Source organism: Coleofasciculus sp. G3-WIS-01, from assembly GCF_040223135.1.
Classification (GTDB): domain Bacteria; phylum Cyanobacteriota; class Cyanobacteriia; order Cyanobacteriales; family Coleofasciculaceae; genus Coleofasciculus.
Map to the genome: position 1 here is coordinate 1 of NZ_JAVJZI010000176.1, position 17,374 is coordinate 17,374.

Annotated in this window: 19 protein-coding genes and 1 pseudogene; 7 read left to right on the plus strand and 13 right to left on the minus strand. The window is 45.5% G+C overall.

The features are described from left to right. Positions 1–133: 133 nt before the first annotated feature. The 3 genes and pseudogenes from RIM23_RS17205 to RIM23_RS17215 all read right to left on the minus strand — a co-directional run. Positions 134–454, minus strand: a pseudogene (locus RIM23_RS17205) (response regulator); the annotation flags it as partial. A gap of 91 nt (positions 455–545) precedes the next feature. After that, entirely contained in the window at positions 546–1,100 is a 555-nt protein-coding gene (locus tag RIM23_RS17210) for a DUF5666 domain-containing protein (RefSeq protein WP_446368401.1), read from the minus strand. Positions 1,101–1,339: 239 nt separating this feature from the next. Continuing rightward, complete coding sequence (locus RIM23_RS17215; RefSeq protein ID WP_446368402.1) at positions 1,340–2,188, minus strand: hypothetical protein; 849 nt, start codon at positions 2,186–2,188, stop codon at positions 1,340–1,342. 483 nt (positions 2,189–2,671) lie between these two features. Here RIM23_RS17215 and RIM23_RS17220 point away from each other — a divergent pair, with 483 nt between their 5' ends. Further along, the gene (locus RIM23_RS17220; protein WP_446368403.1) at positions 2,672–3,019 is read left to right on the plus strand and encodes a hypothetical protein; all 348 of its coding nucleotides are present in this window, start codon (positions 2,672–2,674) and stop codon (positions 3,017–3,019) included. Positions 3,020–3,164: 145 nt separating this feature from the next. Here the strand turns inward: RIM23_RS17220 and argB are convergent, their stop codons facing one another. Further along, complete coding sequence (argB, locus tag RIM23_RS17225) at positions 3,165–4,064, minus strand: acetylglutamate kinase (RefSeq protein ID WP_446368404.1); 900 nt, start codon at positions 4,062–4,064, stop codon at positions 3,165–3,167. Positions 4,065–4,179: 115 nt separating this feature from the next. On the opposite strand from argB, the gene RIM23_RS17230 reads away from it, so the two are divergent. Together RIM23_RS17230 and RIM23_RS17235 are read left to right on the plus strand one after the other, a co-directional pair. Further along, a complete protein-coding gene (locus RIM23_RS17230; RefSeq protein WP_446368405.1) occupies positions 4,180–4,311 on the plus strand; it encodes a hypothetical protein in 132 nt (43 codons plus the stop codon). 143 nt (positions 4,312–4,454) lie between these two features. Then, a complete protein-coding gene (locus RIM23_RS17235) occupies positions 4,455–5,021 on the plus strand; it encodes a Uma2 family endonuclease (RefSeq protein ID WP_446342060.1) in 567 nt (188 codons plus the stop codon). A gap of 180 nt (positions 5,022–5,201) precedes the next feature. Here RIM23_RS17235 and RIM23_RS17240 read toward each other — a convergent pair whose 3' ends face one another. Continuing rightward, a complete protein-coding gene (locus RIM23_RS17240) occupies positions 5,202–6,014 on the minus strand; it encodes a class I SAM-dependent methyltransferase (RefSeq protein WP_446368406.1) in 813 nt (270 codons plus the stop codon). A 161-nt stretch (positions 6,015–6,175) separates the two neighbouring features. Here RIM23_RS17240 and ectB (RIM23_RS17245) point away from each other — a divergent pair, with 161 nt between their 5' ends. Beyond that, the gene (gene ectB, locus RIM23_RS17245) at positions 6,176–7,429 is read left to right on the plus strand and encodes a diaminobutyrate--2-oxoglutarate transaminase (protein WP_446368407.1); all 1,254 of its coding nucleotides are present in this window, start codon (positions 6,176–6,178) and stop codon (positions 7,427–7,429) included. Here the strand turns inward: ectB (RIM23_RS17245) and RIM23_RS17250 are convergent. The 7 genes from RIM23_RS17250 to RIM23_RS17280 form a co-directional block, all read right to left on the minus strand. Further along, positions 7,421–8,380 (minus strand): glutamate cyclase domain-containing protein, encoded by a 960-nt coding sequence (locus RIM23_RS17250; RefSeq protein WP_446368408.1) that lies wholly within the window; start codon positions 8,378–8,380, stop codon positions 7,421–7,423. The genes ectB (RIM23_RS17245) and RIM23_RS17250 overlap by 9 nt on opposite strands. Before the next feature lie 90 nt (positions 8,381–8,470). Next, positions 8,471–9,730, minus strand: coding sequence for a diaminobutyrate--2-oxoglutarate transaminase (gene ectB, locus RIM23_RS17255; RefSeq protein ID WP_446368409.1), 1,260 nt, complete (start codon positions 9,728–9,730; stop codon positions 8,471–8,473). A 132-nt stretch (positions 9,731–9,862) separates the two neighbouring features. Then, positions 9,863–10,612 (minus strand): TauD/TfdA family dioxygenase, encoded by a 750-nt coding sequence (locus RIM23_RS17260; RefSeq protein WP_446368410.1) that lies wholly within the window; start codon positions 10,610–10,612, stop codon positions 9,863–9,865. A gap of 193 nt (positions 10,613–10,805) precedes the next feature. Beyond that, positions 10,806–11,039 (minus strand): hypothetical protein, encoded by a 234-nt coding sequence (locus RIM23_RS17265; protein ID WP_446342074.1) that lies wholly within the window; start codon positions 11,037–11,039, stop codon positions 10,806–10,808. After that, a complete protein-coding gene (locus tag RIM23_RS17270) occupies positions 11,036–12,799 on the minus strand; it encodes a S8 family peptidase (protein ID WP_446368411.1) in 1,764 nt (587 codons plus the stop codon). Before RIM23_RS17270 ends, RIM23_RS17265 begins: the two co-directional genes overlap by 4 nt. Positions 12,800–12,947: 148 nt before the next feature. Next, entirely contained in the window at positions 12,948–13,154 is a 207-nt protein-coding gene (locus tag RIM23_RS17275) for a hypothetical protein (protein WP_446368412.1), read from the minus strand. A 19-nt stretch (positions 13,155–13,173) separates the two neighbouring features. Then, positions 13,174–13,779 carry an HD-GYP domain-containing protein gene (locus RIM23_RS17280; protein WP_446368413.1) on the minus strand — a complete coding sequence of 202 codons (606 nt, stop codon included), beginning with the start codon at positions 13,777–13,779 and terminating at the stop codon, positions 13,174–13,176. A gap of 154 nt (positions 13,780–13,933) precedes the next feature. Between RIM23_RS17280 and RIM23_RS17285 the strand changes: the two genes are divergently transcribed. Then, a complete protein-coding gene (locus tag RIM23_RS17285; protein WP_446368414.1) occupies positions 13,934–14,725 on the plus strand; it encodes a YdcF family protein in 792 nt (263 codons plus the stop codon). A 126-nt stretch (positions 14,726–14,851) separates the two neighbouring features. Here the strand turns inward: RIM23_RS17285 and RIM23_RS17290 are convergent, their stop codons facing one another. Then, positions 14,852–15,187 (minus strand): cupin domain-containing protein, encoded by a 336-nt coding sequence (locus RIM23_RS17290; RefSeq protein WP_446368415.1) that lies wholly within the window; start codon positions 15,185–15,187, stop codon positions 14,852–14,854. A 70-nt stretch (positions 15,188–15,257) separates the two neighbouring features. Here RIM23_RS17290 and RIM23_RS17295 point away from each other — a divergent pair, with 70 nt between their 5' ends. Both RIM23_RS17295 and RIM23_RS17300 read left to right on the plus strand, forming a co-directional pair. Beyond that, positions 15,258–15,782 (plus strand): DUF3122 domain-containing protein, encoded by a 525-nt coding sequence (locus RIM23_RS17295; RefSeq protein ID WP_446368416.1) that lies wholly within the window; start codon positions 15,258–15,260, stop codon positions 15,780–15,782. Between the two features lie 346 nt (positions 15,783–16,128). Continuing rightward, a complete protein-coding gene (locus tag RIM23_RS17300; protein WP_446368417.1) occupies positions 16,129–17,355 on the plus strand; it encodes a family 10 glycosylhydrolase in 1,227 nt (408 codons plus the stop codon). Positions 17,356–17,374 lie beyond the last annotated feature (19 nt).

A 17,374-nucleotide genomic window follows, 5' to 3' on the forward strand; every position in this document is an offset into this window, starting at 1 on the left:
GTCTTAGCTCCCTAGTAGAAATAGCAGGGAGGAGTGCCAAGGCAGAAGTTCCTGGTATTCACCGAGAACAGCGGCTCTTCGTGGTAACAGCAGGAGAGAATCCCCAACTAGATTGCTTGCAATTAGTTGGGGTCTGTTCAATATCCACAGGCTTGACTAGATAATCATCGGCGCCAGCATCTAACCCCATCACCTTATCAGCAATGGTATCCTTTGCCGTCAGCATGAGAATGGGAGCCGCTTTTCCTGCCTGACGATACTGCTGACACAGACAAATACCATCCTCACCGGGCAACATCCAGTCCAAAATAAGCAAGTCATAGTCTTTTTCGCCCATCAGCCATCGGGCGGTTGTTCCATCTTCCACCGCATCGACGATATGCCCTGAACGAGTCAAGGCGGCGTGGAGGGGTTCAATTTGTTCTGGATCATCTTCGACGAGCAAGATTCGCATATCTTGTGGCGTTGGTGAGAGTCTATGATAGGAACTGTGGATTTGGCATTTGTGCCTTCCACAGCCCACAAAACACCTTTAGCCGCCGAGTTTAAGGTGTGGAGGTGGCAGCGTCGGTGAGGGAGTTGGCATCAAATTCGCCATTTTCAAATTCTCCAGAGATGGTTACGCGATCGCCTGTCTGAATATGTTCGGCTGTGTTGTCCCCGTAGAGTTCCCATGTATCCACCTTAAAGCTGCGATCGCCACTTCTTAAGCGAAATCCATCTTCCCACACCCGCTCAACTGTTCCCGTGTAGGTTGTCTGTGCGCGGCTCACCCGTGACGGTGTGGCAGTTTCTGTATCGGTAGTTGAAGGTGTGGAGGTAGCCGCATCGGTGAGGGAGTTGGCATCAAATTCGCCATTTTCAAATTCTCCAGAGATGGTTACGCGATCGCCTGTTTGAATATGTTCGGATGTGTTGTCACCGTAGAGCTCCCATGTATCCACCTTGAAGCTGCGATCGCCACTTCTTAAGCGAAATCCATCTTCCCACACCCGCTCAACTGTTCCCGTGTAGGTTGTCTGTGTATGGCTCACAAGTGGCACAGCAATGGTAGACAAGACTCCGGCGGCGATCAAAGTTAATGATTTGATGCGTTTCATGGTTCAATCCTGACACTGTTGAGGAACAATATTGAATATACCGATGAAAAATGACCACAAAATGACAGGCGAAACGATAAATTAAACCAAAAACTGGCTAGCCTTGATACCTGTGAGGGTTGGGACTACCCGAAATCCGCCTCCATAACCGCCGATTCGCACATCCATGCGTCTCCCCAATCAGCTACAATATCCTCCTACTGTCACCAAGGGTATTTTCGGAATTATCAATGGTTTAATCATTTTTTCTTGAGTTTGTTTCCCACAGCACAAATTCCTAATGTCAATAGCGCCAATACCGTTGATGTTTCCGGAACAGGTATTCTTGATTGTTTAGACTCGATGAAATTTAAATAGGCTTTTTGATTGTTAGAATTATACAAAAAACCATTTGAACTCTGGAAAAGATTAAAACCGTAAGGATCACCAACAGCCAAGACTTGACCCCCGTTAGCAAAGGGCTGAAATTCCACCATCGACCTGATTGAGCCATTTTTACCAATCAGCGTTCCCCCAGTGGGAGTAATATCGGTTACCATTGTCTCAATATCAGTGGCTAAGGATGTACCAAATGTTTGACCTCTTAGATCACCTAAGACACCGACAGTCGTTAGAGAAACTGTATTTTCAAAGGTGCCACCTGTAGAAGAATTGACACCATCGACAACACCTGTATATCGTGAACCCAGTCCTAGGGATTCAAGTAAAGAATTGGCAGATATCTGTTCATAAAAACTTGAATCGGATTCGACGATCACAGAACCACCTGTTTTAACAAAATTTCTCACCACAGTACTTTCGGTTGACGTCAGGGTTTTAAAAGACGTTCCGTGAAAGAATACATCAACGTCAGCCAGATTTGTCTCAGTTAGGGTTGATAGTCCTGGAAGAATAGTATGTGAACGCTCAAGAAGACTAGAACTGAATGCACTATATTGCCATATGCCATTTCCTGCATTGAATAAATCACCCCCACGCTGATTGGCGCTGTTCCAACTTCTTATCGTTAATGCGCCTACCGAATTTCCTCCTAAAGCTTCTAGAAGAATAGACAGTGATAAAGTCACAGCTATTAATAGTTTATTCATATTAGTAAGGGGGTAATCTGTATTTTAATATTTAGAATACAGCGATTTATAATTTAAATTCCTGTTTTTTGTCAGGTTCACAAAAACTTTACATAAAGAAATAAATTAAGTTATTATTAATTTAAATAGTTGTTAAGAAAAAGTTTACATATATGAGGAGTCGAAAACCTTCTCTCAATGTACGTTGATAAAGCTGCCTGAATATTCGTAAAATATATTTACAATCCTTAAATAAACTTAACTGTTTTAACCAGGCAAATCCCTTGAAGCATAAGTTAAATTTATTAAAGCCAATGAATTCTATCTTCACACAATATTTTAAAACTGCCCCTTGACAAAAGGACAAAGGGTGAGTAAATGAAAAATAGTATCTATGCAGACCTATAGGTAGGTTTATTTCGTGCCAGTCTCATTAATATCTTACCTTAGTAGGATGAACCTATCAAGATAATATGTAACGGCAAAGAATAAAGGAATAAAGGAATGAATAAACTTTTCCCAGGTTTCTCAGATGGGTTCCCAGTCGCGCTGAGACTATGGTTAGTATTTTTGCTATGCCTGGTCTTATTGAGATACTCGGTTCCCTTCAGTATCTTAGTGGGTGCTGTTGGGGGAATTGCTGGCGGCTGGGTTGTAGCTTGGTGGAAAAGTAAAGATGAACCGAGTACCGTACCCTCTGAACCTCAAGATGAGCCAGAAAATGAGCCAGAGGAACCACCCGCCAAGCTAAGTGGATTAAGTCTGGCGAAACAGCGTCGAGAGGCTAAAGCGAGAAAGCGTTCCCAGAAACGCCCCACTTCATTGACGGGATTATTAAACAGAAGTAAGTAACCTTCCACATACCAAATCATCGGGGCGGGTTTTACCGATAACGTTTTGTCGATGTCCGATAACTTGACTCGCGCCCGCCCCTCTAAGGGAAGCAATGTTCCAGACTAATATGGCACGTCTGGGAAGAATTTTGAGCTAAGCAGTGCTAAGTCGTAAATTCAGATGCCACAATCATAGAACCAATTCCTTTATTGGTAAAAATTTCTAAAAGTAGGGCGTGGGGAATTCGACCATCAATAATATGAGCCGCCCGTACCCCCTGAGCCAGCGATCGCACACAACAGTTGACTTTAGGTATCATACCGCCAGCCACAACGCCCGATACCATTAACTCTCGTGCTTGTTGGATATCCAGCTTAGCCATTAGAGTGGAGGGGTCTTGGTAATCCTGCAAAATCCCAGGAGTATCGGTGAGCAAAATTAACTTTTCTGCTCCCAAAGCGGCTGCTATTTCACCAGCAACGGTATCAGCGTTGATATTATAGGCTTGACCTGTATCATCGGCTGAAACACTTGACACAACTGGAATGTAGCCACTTTTGACCAAAGAGTCCACCAGTTTAATATCAACACTGCTGACTTCTCCGACAAAGCCAATCCCCTTGCGCCCTTCGGGACGGGCTTTGATTAAATTCCCGTCCTTACCGCAAAGCCCCACAGCTAAACCCCCAGCCCGGTTAATCAAAGAGACTAACTCTTTATTCACTCGACCCACGAGAACCATCTCCACAACATCCATCGTAGGCGCATCCGTCACCCGCAACCCATCCTTGAATTGTGGTTCAATCCCCAGCTTATCCAACCAGCTATTAATTTCTGGACCACCACCGTGAACCACGACGGGACGAACGCCGACACAGGATAAGAAGACAACATCCCGAATCACTTTATCTTTGAGGTTGCTATCCTTCATCGCCGCCCCCCCATACTTCACCACAACCGTCCTTCCGGCAAACTGCTGGATGTAAGGTAGAGCTTCACTGAGTATCTGCACACGGGTTGCTTCGGCTTCCCGGATTAAATCGTGATCGTTTTCTTGTACCATCGACAGGAACTGGAAGACCAATTAAGATATCCCAAGCAGTTTAGATCATTTTTTTATCAATATCTCCCCCATCTCCCAGACGTGCCATGGCTCTCCCCCAACTCCCAGACGTGCCATGGCACGTCTCTACATTGCTCATGGCACGTCTCTACATTGCTCCCCCTGCTTCCCCATTTCCCTATTCGCCAAAATCCTCCATGGGATAGAGGTCATAGCTACTCCACCAGAAAGATGCGATCGCGGCTAAATTGCCTTTGAATGATGGGTGGAAGCATTAACTTCTAAGAGTTGCTGAATATTCAGAGGACATTCATACATGTTTATTAAACACTATCGTAACGTGTCAAACTAGAAGTAGCGATTCCGGAAAATCGAGAGGAAGCTTGGGCGATGACAATCTCCACTGAGAAAAAAGTTTGGACAGATGAGGAATTTATGGCACTGTCCAAAGATGGGCATTGTTATGAGTTAGTAAACGGGGAGCTTGTGAATATGGGCAATTCAGGGATGGAGCATGGCGGAATTGGCTCATTTCTGGGGGGGCTTCTGGCAATCTATGTTCGGCAACACAAATTAGGAACGGTTTGTGATTCTAGTACAGCGTTTACCTTAAAGAACGGCAACAAGCGATCGCCTGACGTCTCTTTTGTCTCTAAAGAACGGCTCAAGGGTTTAAAGCGTCCCCCTCGTGGTTTCTTTCAAGGTTCTCCTGATCTGGCGGTGGAAACTCTCTCTCCCAACAACACCGTTGAAGAAATCCACGACAAGATTGTGGAATATTTTGACAATGATACTCGCTTAGTTTGGGTGATTCATCCCGATGAAAAATATGTTCTGGTTTACCATTCGCCCGAACCCGATCGCTTACTTCGTCCTCAAGACGAGCTAGAGGGTGACGCGATCGTTCCTGGCTTTTCCATGTCGGTTGCTGAACTGTTTGAAGAGTGGGATTTTTAGCGATCGCTCAATTTTGATTGGCATTATCTTTGAGCATAGTCAACTCGATATCCTTGTTGCCTGTTACCTTCTTGAGTTGTCGAAAAAAAACATGAATTATGGATTAAAAAGTAACGTTTCTAATTCATAATTCATAAGAGTTAAAGAAAGTCTTAGATGTCTTGATTTTCTTGCGGCTGGCTAACCTGGCTTTTCACAGAGGTAGAAGCACCAGCCTAATTCACCTGCGGCGATTGCCTTTTGGGTTTTCTGAAAAGCAGCGCTCAAATCTGGATATTGCTCCTGAGCCAGCTCAGACACTAATTCGTAGCTCTTTTCCAAATGTTCACTTAAATCCTTGACCTGCAACACTTTAAATCCTAGCTCAGTGAGGTTTTCGGCATAGGATTCGCGGCTAAATGTCGGCTCAAACAGTAGCCGATCATAAACGTATTTGCGGGTAGTCGCGCTGATTTCCTTGACTGGCGTGATCAAGTCATCAAACAAGAAAATACCTCCTTCTTTGAGAACACGGTAAGCCTCCGCCAGAGCCTTCTTTAGTTCAGGGATGTGGTACAGAGCGCCTTGACTCCAGGCATGGGTAAAGGAACCATCTGGAAAAGGCAGATTAGTGGCTGATTCCTTTTGGAAGTTCAGGCGCAGAGACGGAAAATTACTCGCCTTGCGTTGAGCATTGTCGATATAATTGCCACTGAGATCGATTCCTACCACCTCACATCCTGTCTGTTGAGCCAACCAGATAGCCGCGTTGCCATTTCCACAAGCAACTTCTAGCACCTGAGACTCGGCAGTAATACCGCTTTGTGCCAACATATATTCATCCCAGCGCTTACAGGCGGGTACAAAGTCCTCAGCCTGAGCCTCAGCTAAGTTGTTGAAATAGCCCCAGTGGAGACTCCCTTCTGGGTTCCAGAAGCTACGGAAACGTTTGTCTCGTTCCTGATCATCAAACAACGCCTCGGTGTCAGATTCAGTAAATCGACTTGGTGTCATGGTTTCCTGTGCTGATTGAATTTATTCTATTCACCCTAAAAAGCATACAATGTATTCTGGATTCTGGGACTCGTTAAGTAGACATGACATTTTATAAATTTAAGTGAAGATGGTGCGATCGCTATTCCAGGGTTTGAAGATACTAGCAAAAGGTTAACAACATGAGCATTTTTACGAGAATTGAGTCGGAAGTCCGCAGCTACTGTCGATTATTTCCCACTGTTTTCACCAAGGCAGTGGGAGATCATTTGATCGATGAGAATGGGCGCACCTACATAGACTTCTTAGCCGGTGCTGGTGCTCTCAACTACGGACATAATAATCCAAAACTCAAAAAGCCTCTCCTAGAATACATTGAGTCAGATGCCATCACTCATAGCCTGGATATGTTCACCGCTGCCAAGGGGAAGTTTCTCGAATGTTTCGAGGAGATCATCTTAATACCACGAGGACTCAACTATAAGGTTATGTTTACCGGTCCGACGGGAACTAATTCCGCTGAAGCTGCGTTGAAGCTTGCCCGTAAAGTGACAGGTCGAAAAACCGTTATCTGTTTCACGAAAGGATACCACGGTCATACCTTAGGTGCTCTAGCAGTAACCCCGAATCCAGTCTATCAAAAAGCCGCCGGGATTCCCCTTGGTAATGTTTTAACGGTTCCCTTCGAGGAGCAATCTGGCACCAAAGACGATAGTCTTAATCAGTTGGAAAAACTGATCGATGACTTGAGCCGAAATCAGGAAAAACCCGCCGCCGTTATCCTGGAAACCGTGCAATCTGAAGGCGGAATTAATGTGGCGAGTGTGCCTTGGCTCAAGCGCCTTGCCCAGATTACTCAAGAGCAAGGAATTTTGCTTATTGTTGATGATATCAAAGTTGGGTGTGGTCGAACCGGTCCGTTCTTTAGCTTTGAGCGAGCCGGGTTAAAACCGGATCTGGTTTGTCTGGCTAAATCTTTAAGTGCTTATGGCAATCCGATGGCGGTAGTGTTGATTCGACCGGATTTAGACGGCTGGAAACCTGGAGAACATAGCGGCACATTCCGAGGTAATAATCTCGCCTTTGTTACCGCCACGGCGGCTTTGGAAGAATACTGGAAAACCGATGCTTTTTCCCAGGAAATCGTTGAAAAAGGTGAAGTCATGAAGCAGCGACTCCAAGAGATGATTGCTGATTATCCTGAAATCGGCGGCGTACATCGAGGACTGGGTTTGATTCAAGGAATTGCCTGCAAGCTACCGGGATTAGCGAAAAAAGTTAGTCATGAAGCGTTCCAACGGGGTTTAATCTTTGAACCCATGGGTGTGGACAAAGAAGTGATTAATCTTCAGTCTACACTAACGATTGATTTTGATACGTTGAACCAGGGGCTAGATATTTTGGATAAAAGTATCGCGGCGGCGCTCTCAAACTGACTCGCTCAAACCGGCGGCGGCTAAAAGTTCTGTCAATACGTTGCCATGAAATTCCCAGGGAAAAGTCTCAATGGTAAAACCTGGCAATCCCGTATCGCCATCTATGGCGGCTTCCTGATTAACCAGAGTCGTTAAAATATGTTTATCGCTCTCTAAGGTCAATCCCTCAGTTAACTTAGATTTCCAGTCATAACGCAGCAAAGCCAGGGCAATGAGTAACCCAATGGCTCCCCAGTTTGATACTCCGCACATGATTGGGTAATCGCAAGGAATATCACAGGCAATTCGTTCTCCATGCTTAATCGTTTTAGCAATTAGCTCGTGAGAAAGGGTTGCCATACCGAGTTCATTGCCCAAATCACCAATGCCGATGGAGATAATGTCATTGAGGGTAAATAACAGATGCAACGGAGCGGTATGAGCGGTAATATCATCCCCGTTTATATTACGGACAGTACCATCAGAACTTGGACCGGCTCTTTCAATTGCAATAACATGGGAAACCGGTGGTTCGCTACTTCGCCATAACTTGACAATAGAAGAAACTGAGGGATCTTCAGCGCTAGCCGCATCCACAGGAACAACATCATAAGGCAGGTTAGCCGGTATTCCCGCTGCCCTCGCCGCCGTTTGGACAGCATTGAGACATAAAGGATCGGTAACCAGACGCACCGGTACTCCAACTCTTTGAAGTCCCGCCGCTAGGTGAGCGCAACCGATGGGACCATCATTTTCCGCAGCCGGAGGAGTGCCATGGGGAATAAAAAATCCTGTGATAATTGCGACATGGGGGGATGGATGTTCAGCGATGGAGCGAGCGGCACCCAGCAGCCCCCCTTTAGCCGCCTGCACCAGTGGCTGTATACCATGACCTACATCTCGTCCACAGATAGTTTCAATTTGTTCGATCCGGTTGAGAATTTCTGGAGAATTGTCAATGACAGCACTCATCGGCATTTATTTTAATATTGACTAATGACTAATGGCTACAGGGTGTGGGAGACAAATGACAATTGACCAATGACCAATGACCATCTCCACTTAGATGGCGTCTTGGACAACTTTGTTGACGACATTTTCCAGGAGATTTAGTCCCTTCTCTAATACCTCTTCCGAAACAGTTAAAGGTGGCAGACAGCGAATCACCTCCCCTTGTGCGCCAGCCGTTTCCATGATTAGCCCCTTGGCGAAGGCTGTCTGGATGATTTTTTTGGCGAGGTTTCCATCTTTGCTGTCTAACCCCTGAATCATACCCCTACCTCTAACCGAAAACTCGGCTTTCTTTGTCATCTTGGCGATCTCCTGCAATCGGGATTCCATGAAGATACCTTTTTGTTTAACCGAGGCTGACAAACTGTCATCTTGCCAATAGATATCCAAAGCGGCTTTAGCGGTGACAAAGGCGAGGTTGGGTCCTCTAAATGTACCACTATGTTGTCCGGGTTTCCATTGATCGAATTCAGGTTTAATTAGTACCAATGAAAACGGCAAACCGAAACCACTCAAGGATTTGGAGAGGGTAACAATGTCAGGGGAAATACCGATGTCTTCAAAACTGAAAAATGTACCGGTTCGTCCACACCCCACTTGGATATCGTCCACAATTAAGAGGACATCATATTTACGACAGACCTTTTCGAGCGATCGCAACCACTCAAATCTTGCCACATTCACCCCACCAGCGCCCTGAATGGTTTCCACAATCACGGCAGCGGGAAGGGCTACGCCACTACCTTTGTCAGACAGGGCTTTATCGAGGTACTCTGTTGTATCAATATCTCGACCCAAATACTCATCATAAGGCATAAAGGTTACGCCTGTGGTGGGAATGCCGGAAGCACCCCGCTGGGAAGCATTGGCGGTTGTGGCTAAGGAACCCAGGGTTACGCCATGATAGCCATTGGAAAAGGCAATCACTGTTGAGCGCCCCGTTATATTGCGAGCCAGTTTCAGCGCCGCCTCTACCGCATTGGTTCCTGTTGGTCCAGGAAACTGAACTTTATAATTTAATTGCCTAGGTTCGAGAATAACGGCAGCAAAGGTTTCGAGGAATTCCTCTTTCGCCACCGTGGCTAAATCCAGACCATGGATTATACCATCAGACTGCAGATAACGGATCAGTCGTTCTTTGAGTTGGGGGTTATTATGTCCATAATTCAGTGTACCCACTCCACAGAGGAAGTCAATGTACTTAAACCCTTGTTTATCTTCTAAAATAGCGCCTTGTGCTGTTTTAAACACCGTGGGAAATAAACGGCTATAACTTCGTACATTGGATTCCAATTCATTGAATACTCTCATCCGATTATTCTCAATTTTTTTTATCCGTTTTGCCAGCCTTCTTAAGCGTTGGCTATAGTTGTCTGATATTTACCCATGAAGTGATTACCCAAAAATACAAGGAATTCTCCCTCCTAAAAAATCAGTGGGGGATTAGCCCAAGAAAATACGTTCTAGTTCTCTGGTTGGATCACTATAGGTAGTTCTGGCATGTGCCATACATTGATTATCCCAAAGCAAACAGGAGTATTGTTCCATCCGAATTGCTAGGTGATTTTGCTCGTAATAGTCGATAAATCGGTCGGTAATTTCTGCCAAAAATGGATCGGGAGTAAAGGGCTTTAGGTTCTCTGGATCGGGGCTGTAGTCACCGTATTTAATATAGTTGCAAGACAAGCGTAAAATAGGCTTGTTCCCCGAAAATGATAAGATGGGATGAATGGCGCCTTCGGTGCGGTGGGTGTGGACACCTCCAGTGGCACCAAAATAGTGCCGTGTCTCCATGAGTTTGTTCTTTTCCTCTTCCGTCAGCGTCTTGACAAACCCTTCCACATGAGCTATAGTAGTTGTCCCTCCCCCACAATTTGCCTGCTTTTTGCACCAAAGTGCTAGATATTTCGGTGGGTTTTGATAATCGCTGGCTTCGGTGTGAGGCAGCAAAACCCGTTGACCTCGGGCGTCGGACAAGTTCAGAAATTTAGATTCCCATTTGACGTAGAATATCTCTTGCCCGTATTGCGGTTTTAACGTCTCACCTGTGACCAATTTAGCCCATTCTATCCAGTTAAAACTGGGGTTTTCTGTTTCTACATAGATAAAGCTATTTTGCTGGAGAACTTGCTGCGACTTTGAAATTGAAGTTTCTGAACAATCCACTAAATCTTTTTGCAAACTCGTCACCATAAATTCTGTATCCTATTTAACTGTTTATATTCACCAAAAGCATTATACAGAGACAGGAAACTAGACCAAACAAAATATTAATATTTTGTTACAAAAAATCAAAATAAACTCAGTTTTTAGATCCACGTAAAGGTTGATATACAAGTAGAGACGTTCCGGCGGAACGTCTCTACCATAAGATTCGTCCTAACCGCTATGGCGATTGCGATATCACCTCAAAGGACTGCACTTGTAGGACTGGACCAATCATAGCCATAGTCATCACATCCTCTCGCACCTCTCCTTGCACCTTCACGTTCAGGTTAGATTGCTGTAACTCATCGGGGGCATCCTGAAGTTCATAGGTTTCTCCAGAATCGGCAACTAAAGCCCAAGCCCCCATGCCAATATCCTTGTGTTCGATTTTGCCCGTGACATTAATGCTCATGCAAATCTCCCCTCTTCCTTAGAGGCAAAATAGGCAAGTCCAAAGCATAGGAAAGCATTCGCCATTAAGAATAGACGCGCCCCAATCCCACTTCCTAACCACAGCAGACTAGGAGACATTACCGCACTTACCGCCAAACAACTGGCAACACCCAAGGCTGAACCAATCGCCACCCATTTCCATTGGGGATTTCCCAGGAACAATGCCACTAAAATAAAGGGAATCAGCACACTGGCAAAAATGGGATTTAATAAACTACTACCTTGAACCGCAGTACCCAGTTCCGGAATCGAACTGCCCATGACTCGTAGGGGCCACTGGGGTAAGTCAAAGATATAGAAGCCGCGCAGGAAAAATAATCCCGAACTTCCAGCCACTAATCCTGTGGTCAAACTCCAGCCAAAGGACAAATAGTTCCGTAAGAACCACGCCAAGAGGTAGGAACCCAGAACCATGAGAACTTTCGGCAGCAGTGCAACTGCACCACCATCAATCCAGAACCGGAGATTGAGATAGCCACTATCGCGCAACCAACGGAAGAAATCGCGGAAGGTAATTTGTCCCTTCGTCGCCAATTGCACTGCACCCCCAGCATCTAGTTGTCCCGCGCCAAAGTGGTTGAGGGGATCATCTTCAACCTGACGACTGGATTGTTGGAGAACGGTGAAAATTTCATCAGGATCATTAATCCCACTCGCTTTCACCAAAGCCGCAACCCCAGCAACGTGGGGGGCTGCCATACTGGTGCCCTGAAAGCCAGAAAACATGGCAGTTTTGGTTTTGGGATTAATGGTTTCTTGGACAATCTTACCCGCTTCACTACCACCAGGGGCAGAAATGTCAACCCCTGCACCGTAGTTAGAATAGGGGGCTTTTACGCCAGCGGAATCCACAGCAGAAACACCCAAAACATGGGGATAACGGGCGGGATAGGAGGCGGAATTTTGGTTAGCATTCCCTGCTGCTGCAATAATCGCCACACCTTTGTTATAGGCATAGTCGATCGCTTCTTGCATCAGTTGACTTTCACCGCCACCGCCTAAACTCATATTGATCACATCCGCGCCATTATCGGCAGCGAATTTAATCGCTTCAGCGATATCGGAAATCGTACCACCGCCACCTGCACTCAATACTTTTAAGGGCATGAGACTGGCTTGGTATGCGACGCCAGCAACCCCGTAACTATTATTAGTGGATTGGGCAATGGTTCCAGCAACGTGAGTCCCGTGACCATTATCATCGAAGGCGTCAACTCTATCGTTTACGAAGTCGTACCCTTCGACGAGTTTGGTATCTTTGAGATCAGGAACCGGACTCACCCCGGTATCAATCACCGCTACCGTAATCCCACTTCCCCGCGTCTCATCCCATGCGGCTTCCACATTAATGCTGCGAAGATTCCATTGCTGGCTATAGCTGGGGTCGTTGGGAACAAAAAACGTACTGTAGATGTAGTTTGGTTCAATATATTCCGTGTCTTTCGCCAGTTCTGAGCGTTTGAGCTGACGCAGGACTTGTTTATCTCCCTCCAAAATGTAAATATTGTCAACGTCAGAGAATTCGCTATTGAGTCGCGGAGTCACGCCGTATTTTTGCGCGATCGCGTCCACCTCAGCACTAATCTCTGTAGCGGGAATATCTTCCCGGAAATCCAGTACAATTGAGCCAAATTCACCCTGATTTGCCAACCCTTTAAAGTTGAGAAGGGCAAAACCTAGCCCAATGACAAACAAACACAGTAACAAAAACTTTTTCATTGGCAACCATCCGTATATCGTGCCAGTTTAACCTCTACGATAGCTTATTGTTATTGCCGGGAACAGGGAACAGGAAATTTAGAGCAACCCCTTGTCATTTTCTATTCGTACAACCTCTGGCAAAATCTGTTGCTACATTGGTTCTTTGTTATTGGTCTACGAATCGGGGCGGGTTTAGGCACATCAGGGTGAAGTCAGAAAGGATAGTAGTAAAACCCGCCCCTACAACTGTCATAACTCTTCCCAGCTCCCAGACGTGCCATGGCACGTCTCTACATCCCCATCTTCCCCTGCTCCCAGACGTGCCATGGCACGTCTCTACATCCTCATCTTCCCCAGCTCCCAGACGTGCCATGGCACGTCTCTACATCCCGTCAGCCGCCGCCTTGGTAGAACAGCTCAAGAAACCGGAAAAACTTCTCACATAAGTTGGGATCTCGTGCGCCGATTTCCATCTCCTTGGTAATCTCTTCTATGGCTTGCATCCAGTAGGGGCGATCGCTTGGGGGTTCATTCCGGGTACGATGGAGTCGCTTACTGATAATGGCATCAGCGATGTTGACAAGCTGGAAAACTTGGACAATAAACGGAATTTCATCGCCCTCGAGTCCTTTGGGATAGCCGGTGCCATTGAGTCGTTCTTGATGAGATAGCACTAGAGGGACGAATTCTCTCAACACAGGAAGTTGCTTGCAGACTAAAGCAGACACTTCTGGATATTCGCGAATTTTTACCCAATCCTGTTCACTTAACGAACCGGGATTGAGTAAAATCGAGTCAGGAATGCTGAGTTTTCCTAAGCCATGACAGTAACTTAGGAAAACAAGCTGGCGTAGTTGGGTTTTGTCTAGTTTCAGCCACCGTCCAAAATGTAAGCACATCGTTCGCAGACGATAGCAGCGTAGACCAGCCGTGACGTTTCGAGCCAGCTGGATTTGTTCAAGAAAATTTAAGATATCGGCGTCGCCGGGGCGAAGCATTCCACTTCAGAATAAGTCTAGGTTACTTTTATTGTTGCATTGTTTTTGAGGTTAGTGAGCCGCTTTATAGAGTATAGGGCTTAATTGCTATATTCTTAACCTTACCACAAGGGCTTGATAAAATCTGAATTCTGTATTTTTAATTTCCTGCTGTATGTTTCTATTTCTATCCAAGCTACTCCCCCTATTTGTATATCCATTAGGACTCGCTTGCGTACTGATGGTTGTGGCGTTAGTCTTGTCCTGGAAAAGTCCCCGTTGGGTTCCCATACCTGTCGCCTTAGGATTGATTATCTTGTTAGTCGCCAGTAACGGTTGGGTTGCCAATAGCATGGTTCAATCCCTAGAGTGGCAGCATATCCCCCCTACGGAATTACCCCAGGCGGAGGCAATCGTGGTTTTGGGGGGGGCAACTCGATCGGCTGTTCCGCCGCGCCCTGCACCGGATTTAAATGAAGCAGGCGATCGCGTTTTTTATGGGGCGCAGCTTTATCAGGAAGGCAAAGCGCCTCTAGTTATTGCTTCTGGGGGGCGGATTGAGTGGCGAGGTGGGGGTTCTCCCGAATCAGCAGATATGGCTGTAATCTTAGAAATGATCGGCGTTCCTCCCTCAGCTATTTTACAAGATCCTGCGTCACTTAACACCCATCAAAATGCTATCAATGTGCGGCAAATTTTACAGGAGCAAGGAATACAAAAGGTACTATTAGTTACCTCCGCTATGCACATGCCCCGCGCCCTACGGATTTTTCAACGTCAGGGGATTGAGGCGATTCCAGCACCGACGGATTTTTTGGTCACTCAACAAGAATTGAATGAACCGAATAGTAGTCTAGCAGCTACTTTGTTGAATGGTTTGCCAGATACTCAAAATTTAGATAAGACTACCCGCGCGATCAAGGAATATATTGGTACAGCCGTTTATTGGCTGCGAGGATGGCTATGACAAATGACGTAGCTTGCTTCTGGCTCCCTTGAGTATGACAAATGACGAATGACTATTTTATAGGCGTTCTTCTTGAATCAATGTGCGTTGAAAGAGTTGATGACTACAATCCAATTGGTTTAAGTCTCAGTCATTTTTCCATATGGTTAACAGAAACGCCAGATTTTGTTCAGCCTTTAAAGCGTGGGGAGCATTAGCCTGCATTGAAATAAAAACGCCCGGTTCTAATGGAATCTCCTTACCCTCCAAAGTAAAGATACCCTTTCCTTCAATCACATTAATCGTAGCGTTACGAGGTGACGTATGTTCAGAGATACTCGTGTCAGCAGCTAGACAGAACAATGTGTGGTCACATTTGTCATCTTTATGAATAACTTTACTCAGTACACCCCCTTCAGGATATTCGATGCGATCGCGCAGCTGCAATGAAAAGGATGATTGGCTGGGAATTTGACCGGTCATGATGATTTTCTCCTATGGCACAATTTAACAATGTTCAAACTTCTTTGAGTTGGCTTTATCTCTAGCACTTATGGTTTATCCTATTCAACAATGCTTTTCCCAACTTCTAGCGCTTGGTAGATTCTTGCTGGTATTACTCCTGCTCCAAGCCACGTTCATAACTCCGCCAGCCGCCGCTGTACTTCGACAACACCAAGACGCGCCGGGAATTATGCGCTATCACTCTCAGGAGTCGTTGAAAGATGAATCAGGAAGAACTTGGCAGGTGGTTCTGTTTAAAACAATAATACCAGGTCAGACAACGCGCCTGAATCTGCGGTTAGTTGGCTTTCCGGGTATGGCTGAGTTTACCCATCCCCAATTCCTGGAAATCACCACAGCAGACGGTAAACTTCTCACCGCCGCCGATGTCTTTGCCCAAACCGCGCCTGCACCTAATGTTGGTCAGTATAATGTTACCGATGTCTTTGCCAAATTACAAGCTGATGAATCTCTGACTCTTTCCATACCCCTCAAAGGTGGACAACCCCTTTCCTTAATCATTCCTAAATTTTTGGTGATCGAGTGGCAATTGTTGCTCACAGAAATTCGGTAACCTATAATTCACCGAATCTGTACGAGAAGCAGATTTTTTCCGACATTCCTCACCCTATTTTTAGCTTAACCTGACCTTGAGTGATGCCAAACCTGATTTTAATCCGATTTTTCTATTCCCCAAAAAAGAGATTTTTAAGCCAGACGCGATCGCGAAAAAGGGGACACAATAGAGTTAGGGTCAATAAAGACGCGATCGCAAGCGGAATCAGCCAACTCAGCCGTGGGTTAAGCTAGGGGTAGGGGGGAAGGGGTTTCTGGCAGTTGCGACTCACACCCCTAAGCCAACTGCAACGGGAATCTCTTTCTCCAAGCCATGTCATGATTAAACAATAAATAATGTTACCATGCCATCTAAAAAAGAAAACAAGGGATGTGGATGTACTTCGATACCCATTTCATTAATCCTCGTTTTGTTAGGAGTAGGTTATTGGGGCTTTAGGCATCTCGATCTCGTCGCGATTAGCCAATTTTTGCCAAATAATCCACTAACGAATCAACAACCCACGGCGGTTAATAATCAACAACCCACTCCGCCGCCATTACCTCCTGCGCCTATCCCCAACGCACCGATTGTTAATTCTCCCGTGGCGTCAGTTACTCCCACTCAGACACCGACAACCAGTCCCCAAGTTTCACCATTACCCCTACCCCCAAATCCATCACCATCACCTCAAACGCCTTGGCAGAAAAAAGAAATTCGGGGAATTTATTTAAGTCGATATCAAGCCACGAATAATGCTAGCGAAAAAATGATTCGCGAACGAGTTCGGTATTATCGCGCTCAAGGCATCAATACAATTATTCATGGCGTGTGGGGGAATGGTTGCACGATGTATAACAGTGAGGTCATGCAGCAAACCTTCGGATACAAAAGTTGTCCCAATAAATTTCAAGAGCAATGGTTAGACTGGTTAATTGATGAGGCACACAAGCAGGGAATGCAAGTTCACGCCTATTTTGAGAAGGGGATTAAACTCGATAAAAATAGTCCGATTTTTGACACAGCAATTTCTAAACGATGGATTGTGCCTGGAGTGGATAAAACCTATCCCGACATTGATCACTACTTACTGGATGTGGAACTCCCAGAAGTCGGGAGTTTTTTCAAAAATATATTAGTCGAGTTTGTGCAAAAGTATCCCACTATTGATGCGGTTCAGTGGGATGATTACTTGGGTTATCATGCCGACTTACCCGGAAAAGTTGATCGCACGACTCATTTGACTACTTTTGTACAGCAAATGATAGCGGATATGAAGCAAGCTAACCCAAATGTTAGTTTCGATATTTGCCATCATAATCCGTATTGGGGTAAACGTTATTTTGCGGCAGACTGGGAAAAGTGGAATGTTGATCGGGTTTTTATTCAAGTTTATAATGACGACAATTTTAATGAGGAGTTAAAATATGCCGAAAACTATGCGGGAGTTTCTATTTCCGATCAGCAGTTTTCTCGCTTAAAAGAACTGGTTAATAACCCCAAAATTAAGAGTATTTTAGTCTTTCCCGCCTCAGGAAAACCCGAAGAGGCGGCGGCTTCTCTGAAAACGTTTACGAATAAAAGTAACTAGTACACCGACAAAACACCAA

What these genes read in the sequence shown, in the direction of transcription:
- RIM23_RS17210 (WP_446368401.1), bottom strand. Translation starts at nt 1,100, where the DNA reads ATGAAACGCATCAAATCATTAACTTTGATCGCCGCCGGAGTCTTGTCT.
- RIM23_RS17215 (WP_446368402.1), bottom strand. Translation starts at nt 2,188, where the DNA reads ATGAATAAACTATTAATAGCTGTGACTTTATCACTGTCTATTCTTCTA.
- RIM23_RS17220 (WP_446368403.1), top strand. Translation starts at nt 2,672, where the DNA reads ATGAATAAACTTTTCCCAGGTTTCTCAGATGGGTTCCCAGTCGCGCTG.
- argB (WP_446368404.1), bottom strand. Translation starts at nt 4,064, where the DNA reads ATGGTACAAGAAAACGATCACGATTTAATCCGGGAAGCCGAAGCAACC.
- RIM23_RS17230 (WP_446368405.1), top strand. Translation starts at nt 4,180, where the DNA reads ATGGCACGTCTCTACATTGCTCATGGCACGTCTCTACATTGCTCCCCC.
- RIM23_RS17235 (WP_446342060.1), top strand. Translation starts at nt 4,455, where the DNA reads ATGACAATCTCCACTGAGAAAAAAGTTTGGACAGATGAGGAATTTATG.
- RIM23_RS17240 (WP_446368406.1), bottom strand. Translation starts at nt 6,014, where the DNA reads ATGACACCAAGTCGATTTACTGAATCTGACACCGAGGCGTTGTTTGAT.
- ectB (WP_446368407.1), top strand. Translation starts at nt 6,176, where the DNA reads ATGAGCATTTTTACGAGAATTGAGTCGGAAGTCCGCAGCTACTGTCGA.
- RIM23_RS17250 (WP_446368408.1), bottom strand. Translation starts at nt 8,380, where the DNA reads ATGAGTGCTGTCATTGACAATTCTCCAGAAATTCTCAACCGGATCGAA.
- ectB (WP_446368409.1), bottom strand. Translation starts at nt 9,730, where the DNA reads ATGAGAGTATTCAATGAATTGGAATCCAATGTACGAAGTTATAGCCGT.
- RIM23_RS17260 (WP_446368410.1), bottom strand. Translation starts at nt 10,612, where the DNA reads ATGGTGACGAGTTTGCAAAAAGATTTAGTGGATTGTTCAGAAACTTCA.
- RIM23_RS17265 (WP_446342074.1), bottom strand. Translation starts at nt 11,039, where the DNA reads ATGAGCATTAATGTCACGGGCAAAATCGAACACAAGGATATTGGCATG.
- RIM23_RS17270 (WP_446368411.1), bottom strand. Translation starts at nt 12,799, where the DNA reads ATGAAAAAGTTTTTGTTACTGTGTTTGTTTGTCATTGGGCTAGGTTTT.
- RIM23_RS17275 (WP_446368412.1), bottom strand. Translation starts at nt 13,154, where the DNA reads ATGGCACGTCTGGGAGCTGGGGAAGATGAGGATGTAGAGACGTGCCAT.
- RIM23_RS17280 (WP_446368413.1), bottom strand. Translation starts at nt 13,779, where the DNA reads ATGCTTCGCCCCGGCGACGCCGATATCTTAAATTTTCTTGAACAAATC.
- RIM23_RS17285 (WP_446368414.1), top strand. Translation starts at nt 13,934, where the DNA reads ATGTTTCTATTTCTATCCAAGCTACTCCCCCTATTTGTATATCCATTA.
- RIM23_RS17290 (WP_446368415.1), bottom strand. Translation starts at nt 15,187, where the DNA reads ATGACCGGTCAAATTCCCAGCCAATCATCCTTTTCATTGCAGCTGCGC.
- RIM23_RS17295 (WP_446368416.1), top strand. Translation starts at nt 15,258, where the DNA reads ATGGTTTATCCTATTCAACAATGCTTTTCCCAACTTCTAGCGCTTGGT.
- RIM23_RS17300 (WP_446368417.1), top strand. Translation starts at nt 16,129, where the DNA reads ATGCCATCTAAAAAAGAAAACAAGGGATGTGGATGTACTTCGATACCC.